Annotated in this window: 20 protein-coding genes and 7 tRNA genes; 5 read left to right on the top strand and 22 right to left on the bottom strand. The window is 43.4% G+C overall.

Annotated elements, in window-relative coordinates; genetic code table 11:
• The first annotated feature begins 214 nt into the window (after positions 1–214).
• On the top strand, positions 215–874 hold the full coding sequence (trhA, locus tag A8805_RS13380; protein ID WP_109711941.1) for a PAQR family membrane homeostasis protein TrhA: 660 nt from the start codon (positions 215–217) through the stop codon (positions 872–874).
• 90 nt (positions 875–964) lie between these two features.
• On the opposite strand, the gene A8805_RS13375 is transcribed toward trhA, so the two are convergent.
• From A8805_RS13375 to A8805_RS13355, 5 genes are all read right to left on the bottom strand, one after another.
• On the bottom strand, positions 965–1,531 hold the full coding sequence (locus A8805_RS13375; protein WP_109711939.1) for a nicotinate-nucleotide adenylyltransferase: 567 nt from the start codon (positions 1,529–1,531) through the stop codon (positions 965–967).
• Between the two features lie 4 nt (positions 1,532–1,535).
• Positions 1,536–2,021 carry an NUDIX hydrolase gene (locus A8805_RS13370; protein WP_109711937.1) on the bottom strand — a complete coding sequence of 162 codons (486 nt, stop codon included), beginning with the start codon at positions 2,019–2,021 and terminating at the stop codon, positions 1,536–1,538.
• A gap of 171 nt (positions 2,022–2,192) precedes the next feature.
• Positions 2,193–3,935 carry a S8 family peptidase gene (locus tag A8805_RS13365; RefSeq protein ID WP_109711935.1) on the bottom strand — a complete coding sequence of 581 codons (1,743 nt, stop codon included), beginning with the start codon at positions 3,933–3,935 and terminating at the stop codon, positions 2,193–2,195.
• Between the two features lie 57 nt (positions 3,936–3,992).
• Positions 3,993–4,589, bottom strand: a complete 597-nt coding sequence (gene rbr / locus A8805_RS13360) for a rubrerythrin (protein WP_109711933.1) — start codon at positions 4,587–4,589, stop codon at positions 3,993–3,995.
• Between the two features lie 63 nt (positions 4,590–4,652).
• Complete coding sequence (locus tag A8805_RS13355; protein WP_109711931.1) at positions 4,653–5,669, bottom strand: glycosyltransferase family 2 protein; 1,017 nt, start codon at positions 5,667–5,669, stop codon at positions 4,653–4,655.
• 201 nt (positions 5,670–5,870) lie between these two features.
• On the opposite strand from A8805_RS13355, the gene A8805_RS13350 reads away from it, so the two are divergent.
• Positions 5,871–7,094: a 6-phosphofructokinase gene (locus A8805_RS13350; RefSeq protein WP_109711929.1), complete on the top strand. Its 1,224-nt coding sequence runs from the start codon at positions 5,871–5,873 to the stop codon at positions 7,092–7,094.
• Positions 7,095–7,117: 23 nt separating this feature from the next.
• Here the strand turns inward: A8805_RS13350 and A8805_RS13345 are convergent, their stop codons facing one another.
• The 3 genes from A8805_RS13345 to A8805_RS13335 all read right to left on the bottom strand — a co-directional run bounded on the left by A8805_RS13345 (position 7,118) and on the right by A8805_RS13335 (position 10,125).
• Positions 7,118–8,788 carry a S8 family peptidase gene (locus A8805_RS13345; RefSeq protein WP_109711927.1) on the bottom strand — a complete coding sequence of 557 codons (1,671 nt, stop codon included), beginning with the start codon at positions 8,786–8,788 and terminating at the stop codon, positions 7,118–7,120.
• A 74-nt stretch (positions 8,789–8,862) separates the two neighbouring features.
• Positions 8,863–9,900, bottom strand: coding sequence for a hypothetical protein (locus tag A8805_RS13340; protein WP_109711925.1), 1,038 nt, complete (start codon positions 9,898–9,900; stop codon positions 8,863–8,865).
• Between the two features lie 144 nt (positions 9,901–10,044).
• Positions 10,045–10,125, bottom strand: a tRNA-Leu gene (locus A8805_RS13335).
• A 226-nt stretch (positions 10,126–10,351) separates the two neighbouring features.
• Between A8805_RS13335 and A8805_RS13330 the strand changes: the two genes are divergently transcribed.
• From A8805_RS13330 to A8805_RS13320, 3 genes are read left to right on the top strand one after another with little or no spacing between them, the layout of a single operon-like run.
• Positions 10,352–10,750: a response regulator gene (locus A8805_RS13330; protein WP_109711923.1), complete on the top strand. Its 399-nt coding sequence runs from the start codon at positions 10,352–10,354 to the stop codon at positions 10,748–10,750.
• Positions 10,731–12,710 (top strand): ATP-binding protein, encoded by a 1,980-nt coding sequence (locus tag A8805_RS13325; RefSeq protein WP_181392839.1) that lies wholly within the window; start codon positions 10,731–10,733, stop codon positions 12,708–12,710. Before A8805_RS13330 ends, A8805_RS13325 begins: the two co-directional genes overlap by 20 nt.
• Positions 12,711–12,725: 15 nt before the next feature.
• Positions 12,726–13,184 carry a chemotaxis protein CheX gene (locus tag A8805_RS13320; RefSeq protein WP_109711919.1) on the top strand — a complete coding sequence of 153 codons (459 nt, stop codon included), beginning with the start codon at positions 12,726–12,728 and terminating at the stop codon, positions 13,182–13,184.
• Positions 13,185–13,216: 32 nt separating this feature from the next.
• On the opposite strand, the gene A8805_RS13315 is transcribed toward A8805_RS13320, so the two are convergent.
• The 14 genes from A8805_RS13315 to A8805_RS13250 all read right to left on the bottom strand — a co-directional run bounded on the left by A8805_RS13315 (position 13,217) and on the right by A8805_RS13250 (position 22,132).
• Positions 13,217–13,591 (bottom strand): DUF1667 domain-containing protein, encoded by a 375-nt coding sequence (locus tag A8805_RS13315; protein WP_109711917.1) that lies wholly within the window; start codon positions 13,589–13,591, stop codon positions 13,217–13,219.
• Positions 13,592–13,638: 47 nt separating this feature from the next.
• Positions 13,639–14,934 carry an NAD(P)/FAD-dependent oxidoreductase gene (locus A8805_RS13310; protein WP_109711915.1) on the bottom strand — a complete coding sequence of 432 codons (1,296 nt, stop codon included), beginning with the start codon at positions 14,932–14,934 and terminating at the stop codon, positions 13,639–13,641.
• Positions 14,935–14,999: 65 nt separating this feature from the next.
• Positions 15,000–16,448, bottom strand: a complete 1,449-nt coding sequence (locus A8805_RS13305; RefSeq protein ID WP_109711978.1) for an NAD(P)/FAD-dependent oxidoreductase — start codon at positions 16,446–16,448, stop codon at positions 15,000–15,002.
• A gap of 307 nt (positions 16,449–16,755) precedes the next feature.
• On the bottom strand, positions 16,756–17,469 hold the full coding sequence (locus A8805_RS13300) for an MIP/aquaporin family protein (RefSeq protein ID WP_109711913.1): 714 nt from the start codon (positions 17,467–17,469) through the stop codon (positions 16,756–16,758).
• A 15-nt stretch (positions 17,470–17,484) separates the two neighbouring features.
• Positions 17,485–19,020, bottom strand: coding sequence for a glycerol kinase GlpK (gene glpK / locus A8805_RS13295; RefSeq protein ID WP_109711911.1), 1,536 nt, complete (start codon positions 19,018–19,020; stop codon positions 17,485–17,487).
• Between the two features lie 66 nt (positions 19,021–19,086).
• Entirely contained in the window at positions 19,087–19,656 is a 570-nt protein-coding gene (locus A8805_RS13290; protein WP_109711909.1) for a glycerol-3-phosphate responsive antiterminator, read from the bottom strand.
• A gap of 640 nt (positions 19,657–20,296) precedes the next feature.
• Positions 20,297–20,369, bottom strand: a tRNA-Lys gene (locus tag A8805_RS13285).
• Between the two features lie 35 nt (positions 20,370–20,404).
• Positions 20,405–20,476 (bottom strand) — tRNA-Gln (locus A8805_RS13280).
• A gap of 50 nt (positions 20,477–20,526) precedes the next feature.
• Positions 20,527–20,600 (bottom strand) — tRNA-His (locus A8805_RS13275).
• Between the two features lie 5 nt (positions 20,601–20,605).
• Positions 20,606–20,679: transfer RNA gene (locus A8805_RS13270), tRNA-Arg, on the bottom strand.
• 50 nt (positions 20,680–20,729) lie between these two features.
• A tRNA-Gly gene (locus tag A8805_RS13265) sits at positions 20,730–20,800 on the bottom strand.
• Between the two features lie 4 nt (positions 20,801–20,804).
• Positions 20,805–20,879 (bottom strand) — tRNA-Pro (locus A8805_RS13260).
• A 144-nt stretch (positions 20,880–21,023) separates the two neighbouring features.
• Entirely contained in the window at positions 21,024–21,506 is a 483-nt protein-coding gene (locus tag A8805_RS13255; RefSeq protein WP_109711907.1) for a metallophosphoesterase family protein, read from the bottom strand.
• A gap of 20 nt (positions 21,507–21,526) precedes the next feature.
• Positions 21,527–22,132, bottom strand: a complete 606-nt coding sequence (locus A8805_RS13250; protein WP_109711905.1) for an XTP/dITP diphosphatase — start codon at positions 22,130–22,132, stop codon at positions 21,527–21,529.
• Positions 22,133–22,142: the final 10 nt, after the last annotated feature.

Raw genomic sequence — 22,142 nt, 5'->3', positions numbered from 1 at the left:
CTTTTGTATGCAGCTATTTTAAGACGTTTATTTGGCGCTCTACCCCAGCGAGATGCAGCGAAACGGAATCGAGCTCATGGCTATATTATAACACTAGAAAAAATTATGCTTCACCACTTGCAATTTCGTAATATTAGTTGTAATATATGCATATACTAAACATAGTTTTCAATACTACATGTAATACTTTTTATTTCTAGGAGGTGCGTTACTTATGAACAAAAAACAATTTATTAAGGATCCAGGAAGCGCAATTACACATTTTATCGGAATGCTGATGGCAATATTCGCAGCAATTCCCTTGTTAATAAAGGCAGCGCACGAACCAAGCAAGCTCTATGTGATTTCTCTGGCCATTTATGCTGTAAGCCTGATTTTATTGTATGCAGCAAGCACTACTTACCATACGTTTAATTTGTCGGAAAAGAAAAATACTATTTTAAAAAAGATTGACCATATGATGATTTTTATACTAATTGCCGGAAGCTACACACCAATTTGCCTTTTGGTTCTGCAGGGACGCACGGGCAAAATTCTTCTTGGAATTGTGTGGTTCATTGCAATCTTAGGAATACTAATCAAAGCTTTTTGGGTGTTTTGCCCGAAATGGGTATCTTCCATTTTATATATTGGAATGGGCTGGGCCTGTGTACTGGCTTTTACCCAGATTTTAAATAACATGTCCAGTGCCGCATTTTCATGGCTTTTAGCCGGAGGCATCATCTACACAATCGGAGGAATTATTTATGCGCTGAAAGTTCCTATATTCAATGACAAACATAAAAACTTCGGGAGTCATGAAATATTCCACTTGTTTGTTATGGGCGGCAGCATTTGCCACTTTGTTCTTATGTATGTTTTTCTGCTGCCATAAGTAAAACAGAACCCATTTTGCCGGCCTCAAAAGGAGTAAATAGATGGAGGGAGAACATTTCTCCCCTCATCCATTTACTCCTGATTTCTTCTATTCGAACAGATAATTCAAGTTTAGTATTCTCTGCTCTATTTCATGTTCTGTAATATATTCACTTACTGTTTTAGGCACATACTGCTGCCAATCCTTTTCTTCTACAATCAATTTCCTGATTTCGCTCCCGGTAATTCCCATGTCCTCTTTCGTCCTTCTCCAGAGGACCTCCGTCTTCAGCCCCAGTCCCTCCAGAATCTGACAGCGCTCTTCATCCCACTCGGTACAGAGGCTCATATAATAAACCGCATCCCCGGGTGCATATTGGAGAATTAAATCGGGCTGGCTCACAGGGAAGGGAATAATCTCATATTCTTCTCTTTTTACTCCAAAATCAGCTAATGCTCCCTGTATCATCTCAAGACGTTCAAAATACGTGAGGGGGTTGTCCCGCCTTGTCGTTCCATGCAAATCCAAATCAGATGTTGCTGCAAAAGAAACAATATCTGAGTGTGTAATTCCAATATATAATTTCTTACATCTCATTTTTGCTGCCAGTAAGTATTCCATGTGCTTTAAATGGAAAATTTGAAATCTTCCGTGTATAACTCCTGCTTCAACCATTATTCTATCTCCTCCCTACTTCCATAGGCTTGCCGTCCAATGCAGCATACCGCAGAGTGTCATCCTTATCGTACACCAGTTTGAGAGAAAAGAATTCTCTCTCCTCTTCCAAAAGCCGGAAAAAAATCTTATCTCCTTCCCAGATGTTCAGGCTGAAAACCGCCCTCTTATCCACCCATTCCAGTTCGCCCTCGTTACAGGGGATTGGCACGCCGGTAAAATCATCCGCCGTATACAGAGACATATATTCTACAATATCCTCTCCATATATAAAAGTTACAATCCCCCTGTATTTATAAGAGGTCAGCGTATATCCCGTTTCTTCCTTTACTTCTCTCAACAGGCACTCCTCCGGACTCTCCCGGGCTTCAAAATGTCCTCCCACACCTATCCACTTATCCTTATTCACATCATTTTCCTTGACTGTCCGGTGCAGCATCAAATAACAGCCATCTTTTTCAATGTAACACAGTGTACTCAGACGAAACATAGTTCTCCTACCTCGTTTACTTTTTATCTTTCTCTATTTTACCACATATAAAGCATTTTGCAGATTATTATTTTCATTTTTGTTATAGTTTAGCCGTGCAGGCTTTCAATAATGTATACTTCTTGAACTACTAATGTCTAATAAGGTATACCGGAGAAAGGTCGCCCTCTCTTACACAGGTATACTGTCCCGCACACATAAAGCCCCATACCCCATCTGATTATTAGGCCAAACACTGAATCCAGGAAGTTCCCGGGCTCCTCTGCGCAGATAAGCTTTCACTTTTTCTCCGTATAAATACGCATCATACCCATTTACAATACCCCATTCCATCAAAAGTGCGGCACTTCCAGTCACAAAAGGTGTAGCAAAAGACGTACCGGTAACTTCCGCATATGCGCCTCCGGGCACCACTGTCGTAACACGCACACCGGGAGCTACCAGATCTGGTTTCGCTGCTGTGGGATATCCGACTACACCTGCAGCTCCTCTGCCGGAGAAATCTGCATAGGTAAACGTAAGCGCATTATATGCTCCCACAGTTATCACCCGGGAAGCCGTGGATGGTATGGTAAGCGTGACATCACTTTTAGGAAACAAAAATCCAGTGCCCACATTTAGTACACCCTGGCTTGGCAGCCACATCTGATACTCTCCCGTGACAACTCTCCGGGGAGTCAGTATAATCTGCCATACACCACTGTCTATATAGGTATACCTGGGAAGAAGGTCTATAAAAATTTCCTGCCTTACACTATATGGACTTGGTTCTCCATAATATAGAAGAATCTCCGTTCCTCCCAGTGTAAAGCGCTGGGGGCCCAGAATCTGCTGAAGTGGTCCGACTCTTACTCCAGAAGGACTTTCTATGGAAATATCTACATCATCCACGTAAGATTTCCACACCTGTACATTGAGTGTGGGTTCATTCACCTGCACCCCTAATTGAATGCGTTCTTCCACTCCCTGGGTAAGAATTCCCGACGTATGCCCGCTGCTTGTTCCCTCGTTCCCGCTGCCTACACATATGACACTTTTCCAATAGTTTGATATATCATCCAAGAACCGTTCCAGAAGGGAAGTTCCATCATGGGAACCGTATGTATTTCCAAAGCTGATGTTTATGGCCACCGGCATCTGATATTCCAGCCCTTTTCTCACGGCATAATCCACCGCCATCATCAGTTCTGTAGTCCTGGGAAAACCTTCCGGTCTCGGAGTTCCCAGTTTAACAATTAAAAGTTCACTTTCGGATGCAACACCTGCATTCAACCTGTTGGGACTCCCGGCTCCGTTGCCTGCGGCAATTCCTGTTACTGACGTTCCGTGTCCCGATGTATCCCGGCTGGGCACAATTCTTTCTCTTTCCATCCGGTTATCCTGGCTTAGAGCCTCGTTAATCTCAGCCATAGTATATTCTGTACCGATATTATACCCCGCGGGAGGATTTCCAGTTATCGTCTGGTCCCACAGTGCTCTTATCCGTGTAGTTCCGTCCGGATTCCTGAAATCAGCAAGGGTATAATCAATTCCGCTGTCCAAAACCGCAACCAGGGTACCCCTTCCAAACAATGAAAAAGGAGCCCGCTGCACCGGATCGATGCAGGAAACTCGCTTTCCATTTACTACCTGAAAAAATAGTCTCTTTGGTTTTTCTATAAATTCTACCTGAGGTATTAATGTCAGTACTGGAATTAATGATTCTCTGATCGTAATAATTGCATACTCATTGGATAATTCCGTTACAGATGTAGCCAATTCATTCACAGTCTCCAGAGAACCAGAGTACTTGATAATCAAATCCCACTCCCGGTCAACCGGATTATATCCGACAGCCAATTCCAGCGACTTCAGTCTTTCTTCTTCCGTAGCATCCAATGCAAGATTCAGCAGATTTTCTACTTTCTGGCTCATTTAATGCCCTCCTGGCCATTCAATTCATAACAATATACAAATATCTTCTCTGATGTACTAGACTTTATATGCTGCAAGTGTATAAGGCAGGAAATATCCTTGTGCATGACGGCATACCGGACATACAGCCGGAACATTTTTCCCTTCATGGATATGTCCGCAGTTCGTACATATCCACTTGGATTCGCTCTCACTGGAGAAATACTGATTATTTTCCAGCAGCCTGGCTACTTCCCCAAACCGTTCCTGATGGGTATGTTCTATTTCTGCAATTTGATAAAAGGCATAAGATGCCTCCAAAAACCCTTCCTCCTTTGCCACATCGCCAAATGCCTGATATACGTCCTCGTATTCCTCTCTTTCATTATGCTCTGCAGCACGCAGAAGTTCCTCAAGTGTCTCCTGCTGGTCTACCGGATATCCTCCGTCAATAAAAATCGTTTCCCCGGAAAGGTCTCTAAGAAGCTCATAATATCTCTCAGCGTGGGCCCTTTCCTGATCTGCGGTATATAAGAAAATATCTGAAATTGTATACATTTTCAGCTCTCTGGCCTTGTCTGCCGCAATTGTATACCGGTTCCTTGCCTGGCTCTCACCTGCAAACGCTCTCATCAAATTGTATTTCGTCTTACTTTCTGCAAAATTAACAGCCATAATACATACTCCTTTTTTACTACTAGTATGCACTCTGGCTGGTAAATTATACTTATTGAATTGCTAATTAAACCCAATCAGCCTTCTGGCCACACTGTAAACCATAGATGAAACCTTTCGGCCTGATCTGCCGGGGAGGTTGATTGTCTGCCCCAGAATTCCATAACGAATCTTTGCATAAGTGCTGTAATCTTTCTTTTTCAGATACTTCCAAAGTTCCGTTTTTTTCTCCAGATTCTCTTGTTTCTTAGACCGGATACACAAAATGGACGACACAGTCATCATAATCGCAAGATAATTAACCATATACTTTCTGAGCTTTTTACTGGAGATCATTCTGAGCTCATACATGGCTATCATAGATTTTGTTACAAATATCTGCTGGTCAATCCTGCTGATCATAACCTTCTCATTTACAGACTGGTCCTCCCGGCCTATAAAATACCGGTAAAAGTCCACATCCATATAGTACATAGTCCTCACATGAGGCAGTGGAAAATAGACATAAATATTATCTACATAAAATGTATGCTTTGGCAGCTTCAGCTGGCAGAGCTTGAGCATCTCTGTCCGGTAAATAACAGAATGCATCAAAATATACTGGTCTAAATGGAAATGTCCAATATCATCCCAGTGGAAAACCTGGTTTTGCGGAAGTACATTACGGTAATGAATAACCTTCTTATGTTCCACACCTACCTTCTCATAAACATAATTGGCCACCATCATATCTACCTCGGTTTCTGCATGGACAAACCCCTTCACAGTATCTAAAATCTTCAGCAAGGCATCCTCATCTACCCAGTCATCGCTGTCTACAACTTTAAAATACCTGCCCGTCGCATGGGAAAGCCCAGAATTCACCGCGTCCCCATGTCCTCCATTTTCCTTATTTACCACCTTTACAATCGTGGGGTACAACTCTGCATAATGCTTGGCCAGTTTCTTAGTCTTGTCTGTAGATCCGTCATTCACGACAATAATCTCTACATCTTCCCCACCTTTTAAAATTGATTGAATCGCTTTTTCCATGTAGGCTTCCGAATTGTAACACGGAACTGCAAATGATATATATTTCATAATCACACCTCTTTATTCAGATACTGCAATTATAATGCATATCTTCTAAATTTCCAACTGTTTTCTGATAAATTGTATCTGTTCATGGTTCTGAACAATTACTATAATTTACACCTTCTACAGTTTGTACCGGTTGTAAAAAAAGTATTTATCCATTATAGTTAATATATAAAAACCTGAAATCACTTTGGAGGAATTATTATGAAAAAAAATGTTATTGTCGGCCAGTCCGGCGGACCAACCGCAGTTATTAACGCCAGCCTTTACGGAGTAGTCTATGAAGCACTGAACAGAGAAGACTCTTTCGGCACCGTGTATGGGATGATTAACGGAATAGAAGGCTTTTTAAACGACCGCTGCATGGACATGAAACCCCTGGAACTATCCGGTGAATTGGAACTAATTAAAACCACCCCCGGCTCATACCTGGGTTCATGCAGATACAAACTGCCTGAAAATTTGGATAATCCCGTATATGCCACGCTGTTTGAGAAATTCCATGCCATGAACATCGGTTACTTTTTTTACATAGGCGGTAATGACTCTATGGACACGGTGAGTAAGCTCTCCCGTTATGCGGAAAAAACTGGCTCTGATATCAAAGTTATCGGAATTCCCAAGACCATTGATAATGACCTGGTGGAAACAGACCACACGCCAGGTTTTGGCAGCGCAGCTAAGTACATTGCATCCACAGTCAGGGAAATCGGCATTGATGCTTCGGTATACGACAACAAAAAATCTGTTACGATTGTAGAGATTATGGGCCGCCATGCCGGATGGCTGGCCGCGGCCAGTGCCCTTGCCCGTAAATTTGATGGGGACAACCCTGTCTTAATCTATCTGCCGGAAACTGACTTTGACCAGGAACTGTTCCTCAAAAAGGTCGCTGAAGCCTTGGAAACAACACCGAACCTTGTTGTCTGCATTTCTGAGGGAATCCACGATAAAAACGGAACCTTCATCTGTGAATTTTCCAGCGATATCGGAGTAGACGCTTTTGGCCACAAAATGTTGACAGGTTCCGGCAAGTATCTTGAAAATCTGGTCAAAGACAGGCTCGGCGTAAAAGTACGTTCTATCGAACTGAATGTCTGCCAGCGCTGCTCCTCCACTATGCTGTCAGGAACAGACCAGAAAGAAGCAATTGCCTCCGGAGCCTACGGAGTGCAGTGTGCTTTGGAAGGGGAAACTGGTAAAATGATTGCTTTTAAAAGAAGCAGTGATGAGCCTTATACTATTGACTATGTAACTGCTGATGTAAATCTCATCTGCAACCAGGAAAAAACGATACCTCTTGATTGGATCACAAAAGATGGAACCGATGTCAGCCAGGAATTCATTGCATATGCACAGCCTCTGATTCAGGGAGAAGTCAATGTTCCTACTGAAAAAGGAGTACCTAAGTTTGCATTTAGAAAATAGCCTTGAATCCTCTTTAACACCGGCTAAATGAAAGTCAGCAGCTCAAAAAGAGCATACATATTTAATTTTCCATATCCCCATATGTTATTGGGATATGCATAAATAGGATTTCTGGTGGCCCCCCGGATAATCAGACTGTTGACATCCTTCCCTGTAAGGGATGTATAATTTCCGCGGACAACTGCCCATTCAAAAACCATGGCAACAGCACCTGACGCATGGGCAGCGGCGGCGCCGGTTCCTGTTAAACTGGCGTAACCGCCTCCCGGGACAGCACATGGAACCATACTTCCCGGCGCCGCCACATCAGGCTTAACCCTGCCCCCCCGTGTATATCCCCTGCTGGAATCTATTATAATACTTCCCGTGACTTGATCGTAAGCAGTTACGGTCAGCACATGATCTGCATTGCCGGGAGCAGTAATTGTTGTGTCAGGAGTGGATAATAAGAAAAAGGTCTCATTCGAAATCATATCGCCGCTTGGCAGCCAGCTATTATATGAAAAAGGAGCCTGATCAATACCATTGACACGCACACGCCAGATTCCTTCCGAAGCATTTACAAAACGAATCAATATAAGCTGGCTTCCGTTTTCTTCTTCAAGTAATATATTATTAACCCACATCTCAGTCTGGCTAAATACAAACTGATGATTCACACACGTCCCAATAGAGGGGTAAATGAGTGATGTCATTTCACCTGTTGGTGCAATAATTTGTACAGCTAATCTGGCCTGGATATCGGGCCAGATCTGAAAGGAAAAAAAAGGGTCGTTTGAAGATATCTTCAATTCAAATTCCTGGACATACGGGGCAGCCCGGACATTTCCATAAAAGTGTCTGTTCTTATTCCCCTCATTTCCAGCCGAAACAACAACATTCACATGAGAAAGCTGTGAAAGAAAGTCTATGTAACTGCTTGTTGCCCCCACTCCCTCATGTCCCGACATACTGGAGCCAACTGCGATTAAGATAACAATCGGCCTCCCTAATCTTTGTGCAACACTAAGTACATAACGGATTCCAAGAATAATATCCGTTTCTTGAAAACACACCACATCCTCAGGCACCGAAAAAATTCTGCGTAGATTTTGCTTTGCTTCCTTTAACTTTACTACCACCAACTGGGATTGAGGGACAACTCCTGTAAATGAATTTTCAGGATCCGGGCTTCCCGCTACAATACTTGCTATTGCTGTACCATGCCCATTTGTATCAGTGGATGGTACTATAGTAAAAGGCTCCTCTGTTCTTAACGCAAGGTTTAATATTTGATTATCATATTCGGTACCATAAGTAAATCCCTCAGGCGGATACCCACTTTGGATCGTCTGATCCCAAATAGAAACAATGCGGGATGTATTATCGCTTCTTTTAAACGCAGGATGTGTATAGTCCACCCCTGTATCAATGATACCAATAAGGACCCCCGTCCCAAATAGGGCCAGAGATGGATTCGCCTGTATCTGAGATATATTGGAACTGTCAAGACTCAATTGTGATAACAGAGTAAATAATGTAGGAAATCTATTGTATGGGTACATACCAAGATCACACATATTAAAAATATTGACCGGTACATGGAGCATAGAGTGCCTTTCATTTAAAACAGTAATAGATTCACCCTCACTCTGCAACGCCAGCGTGTTGTTAATTATAAAGTCATAATAGTTTTCATCTAATATTTTTTCCATCTTCCACCCATACACAGACTATAATCGAATATTTATAGATTATTATGTGCTAAGAAAGATAAGTATACCTGTGACTAGTAATATTTTAGCTGGTTGTTTTTTATGGTCAGCTTCATATCTCCCCAATCATCAGTTAATAGGCTTATTTCTTTCCAATCTCCATTATCAAGAATGTATTCATGAAGAAGAATATCATATCCATTTGTAAGTCTGACAAAGTCAAACCGATAACTTTTTCCGTTTCCAGACGCATAAATACTAATCATATCATCATTTTGCTCGGTTCTATCTATTTTATTAATCAACTTCAGATTATCTCCGTATACAATTTGCACTACGGCGTCAGAGAGATAAAACCAACTGTGCATCGGTGCACAGAGAAAATCCTCAGGAATATAGCCAATATCCTTAATCTTCCATCCCTCACCAGGGGTCTCCTCAACTGTAACCATGCCGTAATAGTAGGCAAATTGACTGCCTTGGTTATACTCCGTGTCGGTATTTGCTTTAGCTCCGGTTATCACCTCTATTTCAACCATATAGTATTTCGTCCCGGAAGGTGTATCTGGCGGCGTGTATGCAGGGAGCAGTTTCAAAAGCGTCGTATATCCTATTCCCTGAAACGAATCAACAAACTGGTCAAATGGTATTTGCTTTTGCTTTTCTTTTGTCAGCAATTCATATGCGTAGGGATAAGGCAATGTGGACCACCCAATACTGCCGCATCCGCCAGAATACCCAAGCATATTGGATGCCTCCCGCAATATTCCATAGTATACAAGAATTAGGTCCTTGGGGTTATCAAATTTCTTTGTCACCAGCGGCGGTTCTTCATTATCTTTTTGAAAGTCCCCGAATGTGTATGGATTAGGGTATGGAAACTCTTTAGACGGCCGCTGAAAGCGTTCACTGCTAATATTGTCCCCTTGATTTATTACTGGTATAGTGTTGGAATCATGCAATGAGGCATGAAGGCTGCCCCCTGCAATCACTTTCTTTGATGATTTTTGGGATAAACTTTTAATATGAGGCAGTGTAAAATAACAAATCATCCCAAATAGAATCAGACAGATGGTTGTGATAAAGACTCTTTTTCTTATTTTGATAGCCATAATCGTCCCCTCCATATTACAAGTATATGAAGCGGTAAAAGTTTTAATTTCAAACTAAAGCAGATTTGCTTTAGTTATACTGAAACTTAATTTTTCGCATTAAAAAAACATACCTTTCCCTTAGAGGAAGATATGTCTTTCAGATGCGGATGACAGGACTTGAACCTGCACGTCGTGGACACTAGATCCTAAATCTAGCGCGTCTGCCAATTCCGCCACATCCGCAAATTAAGCTTTGGCCAATAATTACAAGTACGCCGTTTTTTGCGCTTTGTAAATTACTGATTAAGTATATTATAAGAATTATAGTTTGTCAACTTATTAATAGACTTTTCCCGGCTTCAATGAAACATTAATAATTCTAAGTTTTACATAAACAAGTATATTTCTTTAACATTGGTAAGATAGGATAATGGCATAAAACTTATACTTTAACTGAATGGAGGTTATTATGAAAAGAATTATGATTGTTGACGATTCTCTCATTATAAGAATGAATCTGAAAAAGATTTTTGAAAAGCAAGGTTATGAAGTTGTCGCCGAAGCAGTCAACGGTCAGGAGGCCATTGAGAAATATATGAGCACCCAGCCGGATTTAGTTACTATGGATATCACCATGCCGCAGCTTGACGGGATATCCGCTCTGCAAAGAATTCATATGCTGGATAAAAACGCATGCATTGTCATGATTTCTGCTTTGGGCCAGGAAGTGAAAATTATTGAGGCGATGAACAAGGGAGCCAGGCATTATATCATCAAGCCGTTTAAGGAAGAAACTGTTACCAATGTCATCAATACTGTCCTTAATGCTGGAATGGGAGGCTGTAAAAATGTCATCAATGCAAAATAATAACTTTAACGTATTTGATAACGAAAGCGGGCTGGAGCAATTTATCATACAGACACCGACCCTAGAGTCCTCCTCTTACGGTGAATCTGTCAAAACATTATTTGAAAATAATGGCGATGTGGAAGGTATTGTAATTACAGAGAACGGCTCTCCCATGGGGCTTGTCATGCGTACGGCCTTTTTTCAGAAGATGGGGACATACTACGGAAATTCGCTCTATATGAAGCGACCTGCCAGTCTCTTGATGGATACGGATATTCTGAAAGCTGATGTAAATGAAAGTATATCAAAGATTAGTATTCAGGCTATGAATCGGGAGCCACGTAAATTATATGACTACATAATAATTTATAAAAATAATGCTTACATAGGTGTAGTCAGCATCCAGCTATTTCTAATTGAACTTTCCAAACAAAACGAGGCGCAGATCAGCGTTTTAAAAAACCAGCAGCAAAAATTGGTGGCTGCCCATGATCAGGAAAAACTGTTCCGCCAAACTCTCGAATATCAATCAGCCGCGGTAAGAAACCTGCTAGATCATGCGGATCAGGGATTTTTATGGTTTGGCAAGGACCTGATTATAAAAAATGAATTCAGTTACAAATGTGTAAGTCTCTTTGGAGAGAGCATAGGCTCACTTCCTTACATAGATCTGGTGTCCCCCTATTTCAAAGATGCCCCACCGGACATCTTCCAAATGGTATTTGACAGCTATTTTGAGAATTATTCTCCCATAACGGATAATGTATATCTAATGCTCTTGCCGGCGGATTGTATCATCAACGGTAAAAATATCCGCTTTGAATACCGCAGAATAGAAAGTGACGGGCAAAAAGCTGTCATGGTCATATTAAACGACATTACGGAAAAAATAAATCTGGAAAAAGCCATGATTAACGATCAAAACAAACAGAGGCTCTTAATAAAAGCTTTCACACGCCATTCCCAGATTAAACAGATGTTGAACGAATTTCGCGAGATTTTTTCCGGAGAGTACCGAAGCTATTTCAAAGATGATTGCTGCTTTGCCGACAACTTGAATGAGTTATTCCGCGCCGTCCACACATTCAAAGGAGACTTCGCACAATATGGGTTCATTTCCGCATCGGACAAGCTGCACGAATTTGAGGACGCTTTGCTGCAAATCACCCATCGCGGACAAATTGCCACTATATCCGATGTGGAACACATCATGAAGGATTGCGACCCGGAAAAGATATTGAAGGATGATCTTGATATCATCTACGAGGCTATGGGCAGCTCCTATTTCGATGGAAGCGAAATCATTTCTTTCCCGAAAACCAAGTTAGCGGAAATTGAAGACAAGATTCGCTCCGCAGAAGGCCCGCTTACCCCAACGGCTGCAATCGCCTTGGTTGAAGAACTAAAACGAAAGAATATCAAAATTTTTTTGGAGCAATACCGCGACTACCTGCAGTATCTGGCAAACCGCGTCATAAAAAATATGCCCATTTATCTGGTTGACGGAGATGACATTGCAATCGACGAAGAACAGTACAACGATTTCTTAAAAGCACTCGTTCATATTTTCCGCAATGCCATGGATCACGGAATAGAAACAGACGAGGAGCGCCTTGCATGCGGTAAAGACGAAAGAGGACTTTTGGAATGCCATATAACCAGATTGGATGATAAATGGTTCACCCTCATCATATCGGATGACGGAAGAGGCCTTAACATAGACAAAATAAAAGAAAAAGCGTTGAAAACCCACTTATATACAGCCGCGGCGTTAGAAAAAATGCCAAAAAGTGAAATTTGCAATCTGATTTTTTCCGATCATTTTTCTACAAAACCCTGTACGGATTCCCTTTCCGGCAGGGGGGTGGGAATGGCTGCAATTCAAAAAGCGTGCATAAACCTTGGGGGCACACTGGAAATTTTAACGGAAGAAAATAAAGGTACGTCTTTCCTGTTCAGACTGCCTTACACAGCTTAAAAAGGAGGCTCTAAAATGGAAAACAAATATGCTGATATTTTTATCAATGCCTGGTATACGGTATTAGAATCTTTTTCCTCAAAACCAATTATGCTTGCGGAGGTGCACCCTTCCAAGACCCCTGCGGATAATCAGGATATCCTGGTACTTATGGGAGTCATAGGCGATGTCAACGGACAAGTCATTTTGTCCATGAATGTCAAAACAGGCCAGGCACTTGCATCGGAAATGCTTGGCGGCATGGAAGTCACGGATCAGGACGAACTGGTTACAAGCGCTATCGGCGAAATATGCAACATGATCATGGGCAACGCCTGCCTGCACATCGCTTCGACGGACACTGGTGTAGATATTACCCCGCCTACCATAATTTGCAATCAAACATTCCCGCAGCCACCCATCAGCCCCTCCTACAAGATTTCCTTGTATCTTGAAAATTTAGACGAGATTGACTTCAATGTAGAAATAGTATAAGCCGGACTCCATCTCACTCTGATAATATTTGCTCACACAAAATGTTGTTGTTCTATGTTTTTTGCTGCTATGATATTGACTCCAGTTCCAGCGACATTTTCCAGAATGATATCACCGATTGCAACCGGCGCTGTGATGTGTATTCCTTTCAGCGCTTTCATACATTCGAAAATTTTATCCTTCGGGATATCATTCTGCGTCTTAACCGGAACCCGTCTTTCGGTTCCTCCGTCCACGACGACTGTAGATGTAACAACACGAGACGGGCTGATGACTTCTTTACGCGCATATATCTCACCGCGTTTGCATGTATACCCTGCAATGTCTTTGATTTCCATCCCGTTCATTGTCACGGTGATGGCACAACCCATCGGGCAGCCGATACAGGTCAGTTCTCTTTTTTCCATGATAAAATCCTCCTTTTTCTGCTTCTAATCTCATACCCCGATCCTATTCACACGTCTTCTACCTGAATCGTAATCGACTGTACATTCGGATGAGATAAAAACATGGTTTTCGACAGCTTCACTTCTTCCATTTCACCGGGCGCCATAACCATTCTTTTGCGCTTGAGTACTTCTTCTCCGTCAAAATATACCCCGATTGTCTTGTTTTTATAGACTGCTCCTACCCGAAAACGGACAATCTGATTTTCTTCCATACGAGAAGGGTTGATTGTAGACGGTACCGTATAACGCACTCCGTTCACCGGTTTCAGACACACTTTTGTGTCTTGTACGATTTCTTCACTATTTGCTGCTGAAACTCTATTTTCACTCCGGTTGCTTACATATTTCGCCGCATTTTTCCCTGCAGCCGCCGCTTCTTCCGATACAAAGTCCACCAGATCATGGACGTGCAGTACATTTCCGCAGGCAAAAACTCCTTCTATGTTTGTTTCCAGACTTTCATTGACAAAAGGCCCTGAGGTCACAGGATTCATGGCCACATCCATGCCGCCTGACAATTCATTTTCAGGGATTAGGCCGACTGACAGAAGCAGCGTATCGCAGGTATACTCCTCTTCCGTTCCCAGAATCGGTTTTCCTTTCTCATCCACCTGAGCCAGTGTGACACCTTCCAGACGCTTTTTTCCTTTGATATCAATAATCGTGTGTGCAAGCTTCAGCGGAATCCCGTAATCGTCCAGACATTGGACAATATTACGTTTCAGTCCGCCGGAATATGGCATCAGCTCCGCGACCACTTTTACCTTTGCACCTTCTAATGTCATTCTGCGTGCCATGATAAGGCCAATATCTCCGGACCCTAAGATAACCACTTCCCGCCCTGGAAGGTACCCTTCCTTGTTCACCAACCACTGTGCGGTTCCGGCTGAAAAAATTCCCGCCGGTCGATATCCGGGAATATTAAGGGCACCCCTTGCGCGTTCCCTGCAGCCCATTGCCAGGATAATCGCCTTTGCACGTATCTCAAACAATCCGTCTTCTTTATTCATAGCCGTGATCACTTTGTCCGGCCGGATGTCGAGTACCATCGTATGAAGCTTATAAGAAATCTTCATATCGGCAACCCTTTCAATATAACGGGCTGCATATTCCGGCCCGGTCAGCTCTTCTTTAAACGTATGTAATCCGAATCCATTGTGGATACATTGATTCAGGATTCCGCCCAATTCCCGATCCCTTTCCAGAATCAATATATCTTTTATTCCGTTTTCCTTTGCTGCAAGAGCCGACGCCAGACCTGCCGGGCCACCTCCGATGACGACAATGTCATACTCTTTCATACTAAAACCACCTTTCTGAATTTCCGTGTATCTATTTCTTTGATGCTGTCAATATCCAGGAATCCTTACAGTCTATCCTTATTCGTTCCGATCAGAAGCTCCGATCCTGCTCCGTTTTTCGTCACTTTCTTCATATCGATGCCCAACTCGCGAGATAGGATTTCCATAACCCGCGGCGAGCAAAAACCTGCCTGACATCTTCCCATACCGGCTCTTACACGCCGTTTTACCCCATCCAGTGATTTTGCCCCGAGAGGTCTTCGGATTGCATCTATGATTTCGCCTTCCGTCACGGTTTCACAGCGGCAGATGACATTTCCGTATGCCGGTTTTGCGGCGATCAGCGCCGCTCTTTCTTCTTTTGATAATGTATTCGGATTCAAGATTCCTTTCCTTTTTCCATTGAAATCAGGATTCACCTGCGGCTGTAGTTTCTCCCTTATAATGTCCGCAACCATCAGGCCGATTGCCGGGGAAGCGGTAAGTCCCGGCGATTCGATGCCGGCGCAATCGACAAATCCCGGTGCGTCCGATAATTCTCCGATGAGAAAATCATGATTGTCTTCATGTGCACGCAGCCCCGTAAACGAAGTGATTACTTGGCGTATAGGCAACTTCCTGACACTCATCCCGGCTTTTTCGATAAGCTCTGTAAGCCCTTCACGAGTCGTCGCCGTATCTTCTTTATCCTCAATATCAACAGCCGTCGGTCCTACTAAAAGGTTTCCATGTATCGTAGGTGACACCAGCACGCCCTTTCCCCATTTAGTAGGAAGCGCAAAAATCGTATGGTTTACATGCTCTCCCGCACTTTTATCAAGCAGGCAGTACTCACCGGCACGAGCTGTGATATGGATTTTTCTGTTACTAACCATGTTGTGAAATACATCTGCATAGACGCCCGCGGCATTGACGATACAGCGGGTTTCCAATATTCCCTTTGAAGTTTTGATCTGAAAACCTCTTTGTTCTTTCTTATTACTAAAAATTCGTTCTACTTTTGTATCAAAGAAAAACTCCACACCGTTGGCAGCCGCATTTTCTGCCATTGCGATATTTAATCCAAAAGGGCACACGATTCCGGCAGACGCCGCATGGAGAACTGCTACCACGTCGTCCGCCAAATTCGGTTCCATTTCCCGAATTTCTTCTTTCCGGGTTATAACGGAAAGCCCTTTCACTCCATTTTGAATTCCCCGTGAGTAGAGCGTTTGCAACTGGGGCAAATCCTCATTAGAGGTACATACCATCAATGAACCGATCCGCTTATACGGAAAATCCAGTTCCAATGAAAGCTCTTCCATCATGGTATTCCCCGCCACGTTCAGTTTCGCCATCAGAGAACCAGGTGCAGCGTCATAACCCGAATGGATAAGCGCACTGTTCGCTTTTGATGTACCACAGCACACATCCTCTTCTTTTTCCAACACGCACACCTTTAGCCGATAACGGGAGAGTTCTCTTGCAACAGCAGCTCCGGACACGCCGGCGCCGATTATAATGACATCATACATCTTTTCTTCATCCTTTCCTTGAGGGGACAAGCATTAAAAACCTGCCAATCCTCTGATACTCAAAACAGCATTTTACGACAGAATCCCGCAGAGCATTTTCATTGCACAGGGCGAATTTGCCTATGCGATGAAAAAAAGCGGGAGAAGAACGCCACTTTTGTACGTTCTGATGACAGGAAAGTCTATGCTTACGGCGCCTTTACTATGGCAGTCCGCTGATTGTCCTTTCCTGTCTTTCTCCCGCTCTCATCTACTCACGCAGTTACAAAGATTAAATTATACATCATTTCTTATAGCATTTTTACGATTATGCCCACGGAATTACTCCGTAAAGCAAGACAGCCAGAATCGCCCCGACGACCGGTCCTGTAATTACTACAGGTGCATACCGCCAGTTGGAGCTGCCTTTGTCTTTAATCGGCAACAGGGAATGTGCAATCCTGGGTCCCAGGTCACGTACAGGGTTAATGGCATATCCCGTTAATCCCCCAAGCGACATACCAATTGCGACAATAATACCGAAAATCAGCAGATTCCCAACACCTTGCGGTGCTTCCGGCACCTGTGCCAGACCTTTGATGGCAAATACAAGGACAAATGTCCCGATTACTTCGCTAAGGATATTCCGTCCGGTGTTCGGAACCGAAGGACTCGTACAGAATACACCAAGCTTTGTCGCCTGAGATTCCGTTGCGTCAAACTGGTCTTTGAAAAGAAGGTATACTAACACGCCTCCCGTAATACCGCCTGCGAACTGAGCCACAATATATCCTGGAACGAGACCCCATGCAAACGAACCTTCTACTGCCAGAGCAATCGTAAGTGCGGGGTTAAAGTGCGCGCCACTTGCCGTCCCAAAAATGAAAGCGGGAATCATTACCGCAAGACCCCATGCAATTGTAATCTGAACCGCTCCGGAGCCTTTCATGCCCGATTTGTCCAGGGATACGTTTGCAACAACACCGTCACCCAATAAAATTAACATCATTGTTCCTAAAAATTCTGCAATATATGGTAACATTTTTCACCTCACATTCTATACAAAATCATGTTTTTGCGGTATCATTTCTTCACCTTTATCTTCCTTCGCCCATCCGAACGCACATTTTACCGCCTTATTCCAATCCTTCACTCTGGCAAGGCGCTCTACTTCTCCGATTGCGGGCGTAAAAGTCTTGTCGATTCCCCAGTTCTTCACGATATCATCTCTACTGTTCCAGTATTTCACCGCAAGACCGGCCAGATAAGCCGCGCCCATAGCCGTAGTCTCCACGCACTGCGGCCGGTTTACCGGAGCATCGATCAGATCCGCTTGGGTCTGCATCAGATAATCATTGGCACTTGCACCACCGTCTACTTTCAATGCGGCAAGCTCTATGCCTGAATCCGCCTTCATAGCCTGCAAGACGTCATTGGTCTGATAGCAAAGGGAATCAAGGGTTGCTTTAATAATATGATATTTATTTACACCACGGGTCAGCCCAACAATCGTTCCGCGGGCATACTGGTCCCAGTGCGGCGCTCCAAGACCTGTAAATGCCGGAACTACATAGCATCCGTTCGTGTCTTTTACTTTCTTTGCCATGTACTCGGAATCCGGAGCCGAATCAATAATCCGAAGCTCGTCACGAAGCCACTGAATCGCTGCGCCCGCCACAAAAATGGAGCCTTCCAGTGCATAGTTGACTTTCCCATCCAGTCCCCATGCAATCGTAGTTACCAGCCCGTTCTTTGAGAATACTGGTTTCTCACCTGTATTCATAAGCATAAAACAACCGGTACCATATGTATTCTTCGCTTCGCCTGCGTTAAAACAAGTCTGCCCGAAGAGAGCCGCCTGCTGGTCCCCCGCCGCTCCGCTGATTGGAATCGGTCCGCCGAAAAACTGGGGATCCGCCTCACCGTATACACAGCTTGATGGTTTTACTTCGGGAAGCATACAAATCGGAATCTGCAATTCGTCCAGAATTTCCGTGTCCCATTCCAGGGTATTGATATTATACAGCATAGTACGGGAAGCATTGGAATAGTCGCTTACATGCACTTTTCCTTTTGTCAGTTTCCAGATCAGCCATGTTTCAACCGTTCCGAAGAGCAGTTCCCCGTTTTCGGCTCTTTTCTTAACGCCCGGCACATTATCGAGAATCCATTTAAGCTTGGTTGCAGAAAAGTACGCGTCGATTACCAGTCCGGTCTTGGCACGGAACGAATCCACCAGACCTTTATCTTTCAGGGAATCCGAGTATTCGGATGTTCTCCTGCACTGCCAGACGATGGCATTATAGACCGGTTCACCTGTCACTTTATCCCACACAATAGTCGTCTCCCGCTGATTCGTAATACCAATGGCAGCGATATCCGCAGGGCTTGCCCCGATTTTCGACATCGCTTCTACGGCAACGCCTAACTGTGTTGACCAGATTTCGTCTGCGTTATGTTCCACCCACCCTGGCTGAGGAAAATACTGGGTGAATTCTTTTTGTGCCACAGAACACATATCACCCTTCTCATTGAAAAGAATACATCGGTTGCTGGTGGTTCCCGCGTCCAATGCCATTACATATTTTTTCATAATTACCTCCTGGTTTTTATTTTGAATACTTGGCCAAGTAATTCATACGTTATTATTGTCTTTGTCTCACATTTTCCACACGTCGGTATTTGTTGTGGAAATGGAGATTGCTCCCATTCCGAGCGCTTCCATCACGTCTTCCTTCTCTGCAATCAGCCCTCCCGCAATCACAGGAATCCGCACGGAATGCGTTACTCTTTTTATAATCTTCGGCATTAAGCCGGGGAGAATCTCTATCACGTCCGGTCTTGCCGTGTCGACCTGCTTTTCCAAATTCTCGAAAGCCATGGAATCCAGCATGAAAATCCGCAATACCGTATAGAGGGACAATTCCCTTGCCCTTTTCAGCATAGTGGGCTTCGTGGAAATGATTCCGTCCGCATGTACGGTATGTGCGAGAAAATCAATCGCAACTTCTTTCGAACTTAACCCACCTATAAGATCCACATGTACCATTGCAATGCGGCCGGAATTCTGCACTCTTTTTACAATTTCCCCAATATTGCATACGTCTCCGAACAAGAGAAATACAATCTTCACACCACCCACTGCAAGACAGACGTCCAACCCTTCCATGCTCTTTACTGCCGCGATAATCGGATTCGCTTCCATTAAATCCCTAATATTCTGTTTCATTTTCTGTCTCCTAAAGTATTTTTTTGCTTCATCCAGTCTTTATAATTGTTTTTCATATTCTGTTTGTTTCAAAACATCTATGGATCAGAGCACATAACACTATAACATAAAAAAGAGCACAGTTAAAAGCAACACCCCGGTTGCTTTTACTATGCTCTCATCATCTCAGCACGATTATTTTATTATCAATATTGTCAAGCTTTTTACGAACTCATCTTAGCACATTGCCTATGTTCTTGCAAGCATGATTTTTTCTTTATATGAATTCAGTAACATATCACCAATTTTCAGGGCTTTGATTTGTGCATAATAGCAGTTATTAGAAAAAATTGAATATTATAAAATGACAAATATTTGTTTGAATGTATTCTGTACGGATGTGGATTACGGAGGAGTGAGAATCTGACACTTACTAGATTTGATATCAACCTGAAACGGCAGGAACTAACTTCAGGGATACAAGAAAGAATCTCGCTTGCGAGATTCTCCGCCTGCGGCGAGTTGCGATAGCAACATCTTCCTTGACGCCGCAGTGCGATCCCCCGGAGGGTTTTTATATAATAAGAAACACGAGTTTCCTATTATATAAAAAAATAGCGCAAACCCCTGAAAACACTGGGTTTACACCACTTATACTTAATGAGCGTGCGGAGGTTCGAACTCCGGACAACTTGATTAAAAGTCAAGTGCTCTACCAACTGAGCTACACGCCCCCATATTATTTAATTTCCCTATTCACCTGGGTAAACTGGGCTAGCTGGATTCGAACCAGCGAATGCAGGAGTCAAAGTCCTGTGCCTTACCGCTTGGCGATAGCCCATTAATGACTTATACATCCAACACCGCGTTACTAATACTTAGACATAAAAAGGTGGGTGATGGGACTCGAACCCACGATATCCAGAACCACAATCTGGCGCGCTAACCAACTGCACCACACCCACCACAACGAGCCTGGGGGGATTCGAACCCTCGACCTACGGCTTAGAAGGCCGTTGCTCTATCCAGCTGAGCTACAGACTCTTATGCGATTATCCCCTGCTCTAACTTCTCACAACTTTAGGCTGCAAGAAAGCGGGTGATGGGAATCGAACCCACGTATCTAGCTTGGAAGGCTAGTGTTCTACCATTGAACTACACCCGCATTATCGGGGTGACAGGATTCGAACCTGCGACCTCCTGGTCCCAAACCAGGCGCTCTAGCCAAGCTGAGCCACACCCCGATATTCAATGTTATCACTTTTTCTCCGTGACACAATAGTTATTATATAACATGCCTGTCCTTATGTCAACAATTATTTTTTATTTTTTTACACATTTTTTGGGGCCCTGGTTTTCCCTCTAAAAATGGGGGTTTTGGGCCTTTTTCAGCTCAGATAGCACTGATGAAAATGAAGCTTTTCCTCTTCATCCAGTTCCATAATCATATAGCTGCCTTTGCGGCCCTCCTGCCTTGGATAGGATAAGCTGCCGGGGTTCAAAACAATAATTTCGTCGTCCTCATAAAGAAACGGCCTGTGTGTATGACCGAACATAACCAGATCTACACGGCGTGCCTTTCCCTCTTCTTTGATGTATTCCGAGTCAAGCGATACATAATGTCCATGTCCATGTGTAATAAAAACTTTATACTTCCCAATCTGGAACTCTTCTTCTTTGGGAAGCTCTGAAAAAAAGTCGTTATTTCCCCTGACCATATGCTTTTCACAACTTACTGCGGCATCCAGATACTCTTCCCCGCCTTCCACATCACCCAGATGGATAAACATATCTACATCGGAGACCGATTCTAATATCTTATCCAGATTCTTATGATTCCCATGAGTATCGCTCACTATTAAAACTTTCATATATTTTTCTTCCCTGTTTCTTATTTAACATATTTTCTTTTCATAATCTCACGCATAGCACGCAGGGCATTGCCGCGGTGACTGATTTCATTCTTTTTGTCCGGTTCCATCTGTGCAGTGGAACAGCCATACTCCGGTACATAGAAAATAGGGTCAAACCCAAATCCATGCTCTCCTGCTATTTCATGACCAATAATTCCTTCTATTGTACCTCTGACTGTCTCTACCGTTCCATCGGGAAATGCCGCTGCTATGGCACATACAAAGCGGGCAGTTCTTTTCTCATCCGGCACTCCTTCCAATTTATCAAGGAAAGCCTGGTTTTTAATATCATATGACGTATCTTCCCCCATAAACCTGGCAGAATAAATCCCAGGTGCCTTATCGAGATAATCAATTTCAAGTCCCGAATCATCAGCCAGCACAATATCACCAGGCAGTATCTGTGAGATAGCTTTGGCTTTAATCACCGCATTTTCTTCAAAAGTAGTTCCGTCCTCCACAATGTCTATATCAATACCAACTTCTTTCATGGAATAAATAGGAATCCCCAAGTCTGCAAGAATCATATGAATTTCTTTCATCTTGTCCTGATTGCCTGTTGCAAAAATTATTCTCTTTTCCATTTTCAATCCT

The organism is Faecalicatena contorta, assembly GCF_003149105.1.
Lineage (GTDB): Bacteria > Bacillota > Clostridia > Lachnospirales > Lachnospiraceae > Muricomes > Muricomes contortus_C.
Note: the sequence above shows the minus strand (reverse complement) of the source record. Positions and strands in the feature narration are given on the sequence as shown.